The organism is Pseudomonas sp. 273 (assembly GCF_029201425.1).
Lineage (GTDB): Bacteria > Pseudomonadota > Gammaproteobacteria > Pseudomonadales > Pseudomonadaceae > Pseudomonas > Pseudomonas delhiensis.
The window spans coordinates 5,420,819-5,432,374 of record NZ_CP116775.1 but is presented as its reverse complement, the minus strand read 5'-3'; the positions used below and the strand labels follow the sequence as shown (position 1 = coordinate 5,432,374).

Below are 11,556 nucleotides of genomic sequence, written 5' to 3'. Positions count from 1 at the left end.
ATGAGCCAGGACGACACCCCCGACCTTGCCGCGCCGCCTGCGGGCAAGGTAGCCCCGGAAGCGGTGACGCTACGCGCGCAACCGCGCCCGGTGACGCGCCTCAACCGCCGCACGCTGGCGATGCTGGCCGGCGGCCTAGGCGTCGCCGTGCTGGGCGCAACGATGTGGTCGTTGCAGCCGGTACAGCGGCGCGGCGGCAACGAGCCGGCCGAGCTTTACAACGTCGATCGCGTCTCGCGCTCCGATGGCCTCGACCGGCTTCCCGCCGATTACTCGAAGCTGCCGCCTGCCGTGCCGGAGCTGGGGCCGCCGCTGCCGGGCGACCTCGGCCCGGCCATCGTCAGGTCGCAGCAGCCGGCGGTGGCCAGCTACACGCCGCCCGGCCAAGACCCCGCCGCCGCCGAACGCGATGCGCTGCGCAAGGAGGCCGACGCGGCGGCAGGTTCGTCGGTGTTCTTCCGCTCCAGCAGCCAGCGCGCCGCTGCCGCGCCTGCGCAGGTTGCCACGGCCACTCCAGCATCTGGCCTTGCGGGCTTCGACCCGCAGGCCGCCGGGCCGGCCTCGACGGCGGCCCAGCCTGCCGACCCGACCGCCGTGCAGAACCGGCAAGACCAGAAAGAGGCGTTCCAGCAAGCCGGAACCGCGGAAACCCGCAATTCCGGCAACCTGCAAATGCCGACCTCGCCGTATCAGGTGATGGCTGGCACGGTGATCGCGGCGGCGCTGGTGACGGGCATCAAGTCCGACCTGCCGGGCGACGTGATCGGCACAGTGACGGAGCCGGTGTACGACACGGCGACGGGCCGCTATCTGCTGATCCCGCAGGGGTCGCGCATCTTCGGCAAATACAACAGCCAGGTCGCCTACGGGCAGAGCCGCGTGCAAGTGGTGTGGAACCGCATCATCCTGCCGGACACGTCTTCGCTCACGCTCGACAACCTGGCCGGCACCGACCCTGCCGGCTATGCCGGCCTGGAGGATGGTGTCGATTGGCATTGGGATCGCATCTTCGCCGGTGCGGCGCTAACGACGCTGCTGGGTGTCGGCGCCGAGTTGGCCGCGCCGGAGAACCGTCAAGGCGGTGATCGTGTCATCATCGCCGGGCGCGACAGCTTGCAGGACAGCGTGAATCAGGTCGGACAGGAGATGACCCGGCGCAACCTCAACATCCAGCCGACGCTGACCGAGCGGCCGGGCCTGCCGGTGCGCATCATCGTCAACCGCGACCTGGTGCTGCGGCCGTACCAGCCGCTGTTCTTCAGCCGGGGGACTGCACGATGAGCACGACGCGCAAGCTGCGGCTGGGGCCGCTGCCCAAGACCGAGAGTGTGAAACTGACCTTCGCGTGCCCGGCTACGCTCAAGGCCGACCTCGACCGCTACGCGGCGCTGCACGCGCAGACCTACGGCGAAGCGGTCGATGCCACGGTACTGATTCCGCACATGCTGGAGGCGTTCATTGCCGGGGATCGGGGATTCAAGAAAGGAACAGCGGCCAAGGCGACGCCACCGAAGCAGCCTTGACGATGCGGATGCTTCCGCCGCCATCGACCGCTACGAAAGCGCAGCCCACGGGCTGCGCTTTCGTTTTGGGGCGTGAACGCCACAAGCCGGGCTATGATGAAGCTGCGACCTTGCCCGCTGCGATGCCCTTGGGCTTTCCACCGCGAAGCGCCTATGTGGCACCTGGCTCAAAAAGCGGCAAGAGCACGCGGAGGCCGAAATCTGGCCTAACCTATTGCCCCGTAAGACCTTTCACCGTGCTGTCCGTCTGCACTAAAGACTTGACAGCGGACATTTTTCATAATGCACTGGGGCGCCCGGCGTGGCCGGTGAGTCCAATCGCGGACAAAGTCCGCTCCTACACCCGTGCTTCCCTGTACCCGTAGGAGCGGACTCTGTCCGCGATTCGGCGGATAACGCCGTAGGCGTTATGCGCCCTACGGATTTCCCGAGAGCTTTAGGTGCCGGGTTCCAGCAGGCTACGCCCCAAACGAACCACATCCCCCTAATCAGGGTTTTTTCTGCGCGCGGCGAATGCATGCCGTTAGACTGCAGGCTGACGACAGGCGAGAGGCGAGCATGGCTGAGTCCGCATTCACCCCCTTCGGCGTGCAGAACCTGCTGGATACCGACTTCTACAAGCTGAGCATGATGCAGGCGGTGCTGCACAACTACCCCAACGCCGAGGTGGAGTGGGAGTTCCGTTGCCGCAACCGCGAGGACCTGCGCCCGTACCTGGCGCGCATCCGCGAGCGCATCGAGGCGCTGGCCGGGCTGAGCTTCAGCAGCGAGCAACTGGCCTTCCTCGAGCGCATTCCCTTCTTCACGCCGGACTTCATCCGCTTCCTCGGCCTGTTCCGCTTCAACATGCGCTACGTGCAGACCGGCATCGAGAACGACGCGTTCTTCCTGCGCCTGAAGGGCCCCTGGCTGCACGTGATCCTCTTCGAGGTGCCGGTGCTGGCCAGCATTAGCGAGGCGCGCAACCTGCAGTGTTATCCACAGGTGACCCTGGACCTGGTGCGCGAGCGCCTGCGCGACAAGCTCGACTGGCTGCGCCGCGAGGCCAGCGCCGAGGAACTGGCCGGCTTCAAGATGGCCGACTTCGGCACCCGCCGGCGCTTCTCCTATGCCGTGCAGGAATGCGTGGTGCGCGAGCTGAAGGCGAGCTTCCCGGGCCGCTTCGTCGGCACCAGCAACGTGCACCTGGCGCGCAAGCTCGACCTCAAGCCGCTGGGCACCATGGCCCACGAGTGGCTGATGGCCCACCAGCAGCTCGGCCCGCGGCTGATCGACAGCCAGGCCGCCGCGCTGGACGCCTGGGTCCGCGAATACCGCGGCCAGCTGGGCATCGCGCTGACCGACGTGATCACCATGGACGCCTTCCTGCGCGACTTCGACCTGTACTTCGCCAAACTCTTCGACGGCCTGCGCCACGACTCCGGCGACCCGCTGGTGTGGGCGGAGAAGGCCATCGCCCACTACGAGCAGCTGGGCATCGACCCGCGCAGCAAGACCCTGGTGTTCTCCGACGGCCTCGACCTGCCGCGGGCCCTGCACATCTACCGCTCGCTGCGCGGGCGGATCGACGTCAGCTTCGGCATCGGCACCCAGTTCACCTGCGACATCCCCGGCGTCGAGCCGATGAACATCGTGCTGAAGATGACCGCCTGCAACGGCCAGCCGGTGGCGAAGATCTCCGACACCCCGGGCAAGATGCAGTGCAACGACGAGAATTTCGGCCGCTACCTCAAGCACGTCTTCCGCGTCGACGAGGCCCTGGGCTGAAAAGCGCCACGGCGGCGTTGCGCTTCGCCGCGCGACGCGCCAGTCTTGCCGGGTGACCTTCCGTCCACCAGGGGAGCAAGGATGTCAGCGAGCAACCAACTCATCATCGGCGCCGGCGCCGATGGCCAGCCCGTCAGCCAGCCGTGGAAGCTGGCCAACCGCCACGGCCTGATCGCCGGCGCCACCGGCACCGGCAAGACGGTGACCCTGCAGCACCTGGCCGAGAGCTTCAGCGATGCCGGCGTCGCGGTCTTCGCCGCCGACATCAAGGGCGACCTCTGCGGCCTGGGCGCGGCGGGCAACCCCCAGGGCAAGGTGGCCGAGCGCATCGCCTCGATGCCCTGGCTGGGCTACCAGGCCAAGGCCTACCCGGTGAGCCTGTGGGACGTCGCCGGCAAGACCGGCCACCCGCTGCGCACCACCCTCAGCGAGATGGGCCCGCTGCTGCTGGGCAACCTGCTGGAGCTGACCGACAGCCAGCAGGCCGCGCTCTTCGCCGCCTTCAAGGTGGCCGACCAGCAGGGCCTGCTGCTGCTCGACCTGAAGGACCTGAAGGCCCTGCTCAACTACCTCAAGGACCACCCGGAAGTGCTCGGCGAGGACCGCGCCCTGTTCACCGGCGCTTCCTCCCAGGCCCTGCTGCGGCGCCTGGCGACCCTCGAGCAGCAGGGCGTCGAGGCCTTCTTCGGCGAGCCGGCGCTGCAACTGGAGGACATCCTGCGCCCGGACCCCGATGGCCGCGGGCGCATCCACCTGCTCGACGCCAGCAAGCTGGTGCACGAGGCGCCCAAGGTCTACGCCACCTTCCTGCTCTGGCTGCTGTCGGAGCTGTTCGAGCAGCTGCCCGAGCGCGGCGACGCCGACAAGCCGGTGCTGGCGCTGTTCTTCGACGAGGCGCACCTGCTGTTCAACGGCACGCCCAAGGCCCTGCACGACCGCCTGGAGCAGGTGGTGCGGCTGATCCGCTCCAAGGGCGTGGGCGTGTACTTCGTCACCCAGTCGCCCAGCGACCTGCCGGACGACGTCCTGGCCCAGCTCGGCCTGCGCATCCAGCACGGCCTGCGCGCCTTCACCGCCAAGGAGCAGAAATCCCTGCGCGCGGTGGCCGACGGCTTCCGCCCGAACCCGGCGTTCGACACCCTGCAGGTGCTCACCGAGCTGGGCATCGGCGAGGCGCTGGTGGGCACCCTGGAAGAGAAGGGCACGCCGTCCATGGTCCAGCGCGTGGCCATCGCCCCGCCGCAGTCGCGCATCGGCCCGCTGAGCGAAGCCGAGCGCGCCGCGATCATCCGCAGCTCGCCGCTGGCCGGTCGCTACGACAAGCCGATCGACCGCGAATCTGCCTACGAGCGCCTGACCGGCCGCACCGACGACAAGATGGCGCCCAGCGAAACCAAGGCCGACGCCGGCAGCAGCCTGGGCAGCATGGCCGGGGAAATCCTCGGTAACCTGGCCAGCCAGACCATGAAGACCGTGGTGCGCCAGGCCGCCAACCAGATCGGCCGCGAGCTGGTGCGCGGGTTGATGGGCTCGCTGCTGGGCGGCAAGCGGCGGTAGGTGGAGCCGGTGGTGGTCATATCGTAGGAGCGGACTCCGTCCGCGATGGGCCGGGCATAGGAACGGATCGCGAACGGAGCGTAGGGCGCATAACGCCTACGGCGTTATCCGCCGCTTGGCCCTGGTTCCAGGCGCGCTTCGCTGTCGACCACGAAGCACCTGTTCCCGGGCACTCCGCTCTCGGCCGGGAGGTCGGGCATGAGGTCGGTGTATCGGCGTATAACCGCGAACGGTTATACGCCCTACGCATAGGCAGACGCCGTGTATGAAAAAGGCGCCCGAAGGCGCCTTTTCATTAGATGCGGAAACTATCCACCAACTGCCGCAGGCGCCCGGCCTGGTTTTCCAGGTCGGCGCAGGCGCGCAGGGTGGCCTTGAGGTTCTCCACGCCTTCCTGGTTCAGGGTGTTGATCTCGGTGATGTCCATGTTCAGCGAGTCCACCACCGCGGTCTGCTCCTCGGTGGCGGTGGCCACCGACTGGTTCATCGCATCGATCTCGCTGATGCGCCCGGTGACGCTGGCCAGGCGCTGGCCGGCGCGGTTGGCGATCTCCACGCTCTCCAGGCTGTAGCGCTGGCTTTCGCCCATGGTGGTCACCGCCTCGCGGGCACCGACCTGCAGTTCCTCGATCATGCCCTGGATCTGCTGCGCGGCTTCCTGGGCGCGGTGCGCCAGGTTGCGCACCTCGTCCGCCACCACGGCGAAGCCGCGGCCCGCCTCGCCGGCGCGGGCGGCCTCGATGGCGGCGTTGAGCGCCAGCAGGTTGGTCTGCTCGGAGATGCCCTTGATGACCTCGAGAATCTGCCCGATGTTCACCGTGCGGCTGTTCAGCGACTCGATGTGGGTGCTGGCGTAGCTGATCTTCTCCGACAGCTGGTTCATCGCGCTGATGGTCTGTTCCACCACCTGGCGGCCGTCGCCGGCCTGGTGGCTGGCGTCGCTGGCGTGGTGGCTGGCGTCGGCGGCGTTGCGGGCGATCTCCTGGGCGGCGGCGCCCAGTTCGTTGATCGCCGCGGCCACGCTGTTGGTGCGGTTGGCCTGCTCGTCGGAGTTGGCCATGGACGAGTTGGAGGCGTTGACCACCAGTTGCGAGACGTCATGCAGCTGGCGCGCGGTGCCGGCCACTTCGCGGATGGACTCGTGGATGCGTTCGACGAAGCGGTTGAAGGCCTCGGCCAGGGTGCCGAACTCGTCGTGGCTGTGCACCGCCAGGCGCTTGGTCAGGTCGCCCTCGCCCTGGGCGATGTCCTGCATGGCGCGGCCCATGGCGGTGAGCGGCTGCATCAGCACGCGGATGAGCATGCCCAGCAGCAGGAGGATCGCGACGATGGCGACCAGCGCGGCTATCACCGCCGAGGTGCGGAAGGTACTGAGCATGGCGTAGGCCTTGTCCTTGTCGATGGACAGGCCGATGTACCAGTTGACCGAGGGCAGGCCCTTGACCGGGGCGAAGGCGAGGATGCGGGTGGCGCCGTTGAGCTCGCTCTCGCTGAAGCCGCTGCCGATCCGCGGGGTGTTCTGCGGGTAGATTTCGCTGAGGTTCTTCATCACCTGCTGCTTGTCCGGGGCGACCAGCACCTTGCCGTCGCCGCTGACCAGGAAGGCGTAGCCCATGCCGCTGAAATCCAGCGAGTTGATGATCTGCACGATGGCCTGCAGGTTGAGGTCGCCGCCGACCACGCCCACCGTCTTGCCGGCGGCCTGGGCCGGGGTGGCGATGGTGATGATCAGCTGGCCGGTGGCGGCGTCGACGTAGGGTTCGGTCAGGGTGGTGCCGCCGGCGGCCAGGGCGTCCTTGTACCAGGGGCGGGTACGCGGGTCGTAGCCGTCGGGCATCTTGTCGTCCGGGCGCATGGTGAAGGTGCCGTCCGCCTGGCCGAGGTAGGTGAAGCTGAAGGTCGAGGTCAGCGCCTTCTGCTCCAGCAGGGCGCCGAGCGTGGCCGGCGAGCTGTCGCGGCCGATGCTCTGGGCGCTGTGCTCGACCAGCAGGATGCGCCCGCTGAGCCAGTTCTGGATGTTGCTGGCGGTCACTTCACCCATTTCCTGCAGGTAGGACTCCAGGTCCGCGCGGATGGCGTTGCGCTGCAGGTAGTCGTTGTACAGGGTGAAGAGCGCGAATGCGGCGAAAACCACCAAAGAAGCGGCCAGCAGTATTTTGTGGCTGAACTTCAGGTTCTTCATCATCTTGTTTTTGCATCCAGGGAGGGGGCCAGTGATTGGGGGCCCCGACGATGGTTCGGGGCTCCCGGACTACAGACCGCGCGCCGGGTAGGGCGGCGGTGGGGGCCGCTCGCGGATGGCGTGCGGCCCATGGCACTCCTGTGCCGATAAGCCCTTGCCCGGGGCTGAAGCGCCGGCTGATGCGGCTTTCAGACAGGAAATCGGCATTTTCCGTAGGAAGCTTTAGCGAGGCGGACGAACGGTAGCGGTCGGCCGGTGAAAGGCAGAAAGAAGCGTGGGGCGCCGATGGGCCGGGCATGGGAACGGACCGCGAATGGAGCGTAGGGCGGATAACGCCTACGGCGTTATCCGCCGTTTGGCCCTGGTTCCCAGGCACTCCGCTCTCGGCCGGGAGGTCGGGCATGAGGTCGGTGTATCGGCGTATAACCGCGAACGGTTATACGCCCTACGGGTGCCCATGCCTCGCACCCTTGTAGGAGCGCGCCCTGCGCGCGATTCGCGGGCAGGGCCCGCTCCTACAGGTGGCATCTTGCGAACATGAAAAAGGCGCCCGCAGGCGCCTTGTTCATGGATGGCGGATCAGATACGGAAGCTGTCCACCAGGTGCCGCAGGCGGCCGGCCTGGTTTTCCAGGTCGGCGCAGGCGCGCAGGGTGGCCTGCAGGTTCTCCACGCCTTCCTGGTTGAGGGTATTGATCTCGGTGATGTCCATGTTCAGCGAGTCCACCACCGCGGTCTGTTCCTCGGTGGCGGTGGCCACCGACTGGTTCATCGCATCGATTTCGCTGATCCGCCCGGTGACGCTGGCCAGGCGCTGGCCGGCGCGGTTGGCGATCTCCACGCTCTCCAGGCTGTAGCGCTGGCTTTCGCCCATGGTGTTGACCGCCTCGCGGGCGCCGACCTGCAGTTCCTCGATCATGCCCTGGATCTGCTGCGCCGATTCCTGGGCGCGGTGCGCCAGGTTGCGCACCTCGTCGGCCACCACGGCGAAGCCGCGGCCCGCCTCGCCGGCGCGGGCGGCCTCGATGGCGGCGTTGAGCGCCAGCAGGTTGGTCTGCTCGGAGATGCCCTTGATGACTTCGAGAATCTGCCCGATGTTCACCGTGCGGCTGTTCAGCGCCTCGATGTGGGTGCTGGCGTAGCTGATCTTCTCCGACAGCTGGTTCATCGCACTGATGGTCTGCTCCACCACCTGGCGGCCGTCGCCGGCCTGGTGGCTGGCATCGCTGGCGTGGTGGCTGGCGTCGGCGGCGTTGCGGGCGATCTCCTGGGCGGCGGCGCCCAGTTCGTTGATGGCCGCGGCCACGCTGTTGGTGCGGGTGGCCTGCTCGTCGGAATTGGCCATGGACGAGTTGGAGGCGTTGACCACCAGTTGCGACACGTCATGCAGCTGGCGGGCGGTGCCGGCCACCTCGCGGATGGATTCGTGGATGCGCTCGACGAAGCGGTTGAAGGCCTCGGCCAGCATGCCGAACTCGTCGCGGCTGTCGACCTTCAGGCGCTTGGTCAGGTCGCCCTCGCCCTGGGCGATGTCCTGCATGGCGCGGCCCATGGCGGTGAGCGGCTGCATCAGCACGCGGATGAGCATGCCGAGCAGGAAGATGATGGCGACGATGGCCACCAGGGTGGCGATGATGGCCGAGGTGCGGAAGTCGCTGAGCATGGCGTAGGCGGCGCTCTTGTCCAGCACCAGGGCGACGTACCAGGACACCCCCGGCAGGCCCTCGACGCGGGTCATGGAGACCAGTTGGGTGCGGCCGTCGACGTCGACCTCCTGGACGCCCGGGCGGACCTGCGGCGCGCCGTGCGGGTAGATTTCCGCGAGGTTCTTGAACACTTTCCCGGCGTCCGGATGCAGCAGCACCTTGCCGGCGTCGCTGACCAGGAAGGCGTAGCCGTCGCCGTCGAACTTCAGCGAGTTGAGGATGGCGGTGATGGTCTCCAGCTTCATGTCGCCGGCAGCCACGCCGACCAGTTGGCCGTTGCGCATGACCGGCACCGACATGGCGAGGATCTGCTCCTTGGTGCCGGCGTCGAGGAAGGGCTCGGTGACGATCAGCCGGCCGGCGGCCACGGCGTCCTTGTACCAGCCGCGCTGGCGCGGGTCGTAGCCGTCGGGCATGGGCGAATAGGGGCGCATGGTGAAGACGCCGCTGGCGGCCTCGCCCAGGTACACCGATTCGAAGTTGCGCTGCAGCACCTGCTGCTCCAGCACGTGCTGGATGCGCTCGGCAGTCGGCTCGCCGTCGGCCAGTTGCGCGGCTTCCATCTCCACCAGGTGGATGCGGCCTTCCAGCCAGCTCTGGATGTTGCTGGCGGTGAGGCTGCCGATCTCGCGCAGGTAGGACTCGGTGTCCTCCTGGATGGCGCGGCTCTGGCGGAAGTCGTTGAAGAGGATGAAGCAGGCGAAGGCGAAGATCACCACGAGGGAGGCCGCCAGAAGGATCTTCTTGGCGAAGGACAGCGAGCGAAGCATGGGTAGAGCATCCTGCGGAAACGACGAAGTAGGCAGGCTATATCGGCGGCGCCGGGCGGAACTTTAGCCGGTGGCGCGGATGATTGGCGTCAGCGGAATGACAGCTGCAGCAGGTAGCCGCAGAAGATCGAGAATATGAAGGGAAAGGACTTCGAGCGGCTCAGGTCGAAGGGTTTCAGGCAGCCTTCGAAAGCCTTCGGCAGCCGTTGCGACTCAAGGGAAAGCTTGCTCGCCAGCATCAGCGCCACCGTCACCAGGCAGGCCAGGGCCAGGGCATAGAGCAGGCTGTAGGGATCGCTGGCCAGGCCCAGCGCGGCGAGCAGCTTGACGTCCGCGGCGCCCAGCTTGCCCAGCAGGTAGCCGGGCAGGCTCAGCAGCAGGCCCAGGCCGGCCGCGGCGAGGGCGGCGGCAGGGGCGTGCTGGGTCAGGCTGTGGCCGGTGAGGAGCAACTGGCCGGCGGCCATGGCCAGGCCGCCGAGGGTCAGCAGGTTGTCCACCTGGCGGCGGCGCAGGTCCTGGACGGCACAGGCGGCCAGCCAGGCGCACAGCGCCAGTGTCGTCAGCATCCCCTGGCTGTCAGTAGAAGCGCGACGCCAGCCAGAACATGCCGGCGGCCAGGGCCATGGAGGTGGGCAGGGTGAGGATCCAGGCCATCAGGATGTTGCGCACGGTGCCGCCCTGCAGGCCGCTGCGGTTGGCGACCATGGTGCCGGCCACGCCGGAGGACAGCACGTGGGTGGTGGACACCGGCAGGCTGTAGAGGTTGGCCATGCCGATCGCCGCGGTGGCGGTGAGCTGGGCGCTGATGCCCTGGGCATAGGTCATGCCCTGCTTGCCGATCTTCTCGCCGACGGTGAGCACCACGCGCTTCCAGCCGACCATGGTGCCCACGCCCAGGGCCAGGGCCACCGCGATGATCACCCAGAAGGGCGCGTATTCGGTGGTGCTGGTCAGGTCCTTGCGCAGCTTCTCCAGGTCGGCCTTCTCGCGCGCCGGCAGGCTGTCGAGCTTGCCGACCTTCTTCGCGGTGTCGTCCAGGCACAGCAGGTAGCGGCGCACCTGCACGCGGCTGTCGGCGGACAGTTCGTTGTAGTTGGAGATGCCCTTGATGTCGCTCAGCAGGCCCTTGAGGGTGGACTCGGTCTGCTTCGGCTCGCAGCGGTACAGCTCGGGCATCTCGCCGTCGGCGCCCTTGCCCAGGGCCAGCATGTCGCCGAGCACGTCGGTGTGGCGCTGGTAGAACTGGCTCAGGTGGATGGCGGCGTCGCGGGTGCGTTCGATCTGGTAGGTGGTGCTGTTGAGGTCGAGGACGAACTTGGCCGGGACGATGCCGATCAGCACCAGCATGATCAGGCCGATGCCCTTCTGGCCGTCGTTGGAGCCGTGGACGAAGCTCACGGTCATGGCCGAGAGCACCAGCACCAGGCGGTTCCAGAACGGCGGGTGCTTCTTCTCGTCGACTTCGCGGCGGGTTTCCGGGGTCTTGTGCATCTTCGACAGCGGGTACATCCACTTCAGGCCGATCAGCACCAGGGCGGCGACGAGGAAGCCGGCCAGCGGCGAGAAGATCAGCGACATGGCGATGTCGATCGCCTTCTGCCAGTTCACCCCGTCGGCCAGCGGCACGCCGGTGATCACCGCATTGGCCAGGCCCACGCCGAGGATCGAGCCGATCAGGGTGTGCGAGCTGGAGGCGGGGATGCCGAAGTACCAGGTGCCCAGGTTCCAGGCGATGGCCGCGGCCAGCAGGGAGAACACCATGGCCAGGCCGTGGCCGCTGTTGACGTTGATCAGCAGTTCGACCGGCAACAGATGGACGATGGCATAGGCCACGCCGACGCCACCGAGCAGCACGCCGAGGAAGTTGAAGATGCCGGAGAGAATGACCGCGCGGTAGGGCGACATGGCTTTGGTGTAGATCACCGTGGCCACCGCGTTGGCGGTGTCATGGAAGCCGTTGATGAACTCGAAGGCCAGGACGAAGCCCAGCGCCAGCACCAGGCTGATGCCTACCCAGAGGTCGAGTCCGCTGAAGAGATCGAACATGAAGTT

General features: G+C 67.4%; 8 protein-coding genes. 4 read left to right on the top strand and 4 right to left on the bottom strand.

Features of this window, described 5'->3' with window-relative positions; translation table 11 throughout:
- From PKO50_RS24725 to PKO50_RS24710, 4 genes are all read left to right on the top strand, one after another.
- On the top strand, positions 1 to 1,281 hold the full coding sequence (locus tag PKO50_RS24725) for a TrbI/VirB10 family protein (RefSeq protein ID WP_275627509.1): 1,281 nt from the start codon (positions 1 to 3) through the stop codon (positions 1,279 to 1,281).
- Positions 1,278 to 1,523, top strand: coding sequence for a DUF2274 domain-containing protein (locus tag PKO50_RS24720; protein WP_275627508.1), 246 nt, complete (start codon positions 1,278 to 1,280; stop codon positions 1,521 to 1,523). Before PKO50_RS24725 ends, PKO50_RS24720 begins: the two co-directional genes overlap by 4 nt.
- Before the next feature lie 558 nt (positions 1,524 to 2,081).
- Complete coding sequence (gene pncB, locus PKO50_RS24715; RefSeq protein WP_275627507.1) at positions 2,082 to 3,290, top strand: nicotinate phosphoribosyltransferase; 1,209 nt, start codon at positions 2,082 to 2,084, stop codon at positions 3,288 to 3,290.
- Positions 3,291 to 3,371: 81 nt separating this feature from the next.
- Positions 3,372 to 4,847, top strand: coding sequence for a helicase HerA-like domain-containing protein (locus PKO50_RS24710; protein WP_275627506.1), 1,476 nt, complete (start codon positions 3,372 to 3,374; stop codon positions 4,845 to 4,847).
- Positions 4,848 to 5,142: 295 nt separating this feature from the next.
- On the opposite strand, the gene PKO50_RS24705 is transcribed toward PKO50_RS24710, so the two are convergent.
- The 4 genes from PKO50_RS24705 to PKO50_RS24690 form a co-directional block, all read right to left on the bottom strand.
- A complete protein-coding gene (locus PKO50_RS24705; RefSeq protein ID WP_275627505.1) occupies positions 5,143 to 7,032 on the bottom strand; it encodes a methyl-accepting chemotaxis protein in 1,890 nt (629 codons plus the stop codon).
- Positions 7,033 to 7,608: 576 nt separating this feature from the next.
- A complete protein-coding gene (locus PKO50_RS24700) occupies positions 7,609 to 9,504 on the bottom strand; it encodes a methyl-accepting chemotaxis protein (protein ID WP_275627504.1) in 1,896 nt (631 codons plus the stop codon).
- An 89-nt stretch (positions 9,505 to 9,593) separates the two neighbouring features.
- Positions 9,594 to 10,070, bottom strand: coding sequence for a prepilin peptidase (locus tag PKO50_RS24695; RefSeq protein ID WP_089390688.1), 477 nt, complete (start codon positions 10,068 to 10,070; stop codon positions 9,594 to 9,596).
- A 10-nt stretch (positions 10,071 to 10,080) separates the two neighbouring features.
- Complete coding sequence (locus PKO50_RS24690; RefSeq protein WP_275627503.1) at positions 10,081 to 11,550, bottom strand: inorganic phosphate transporter; 1,470 nt, start codon at positions 11,548 to 11,550, stop codon at positions 10,081 to 10,083.
- Positions 11,551 to 11,556 lie beyond the last annotated feature (6 nt).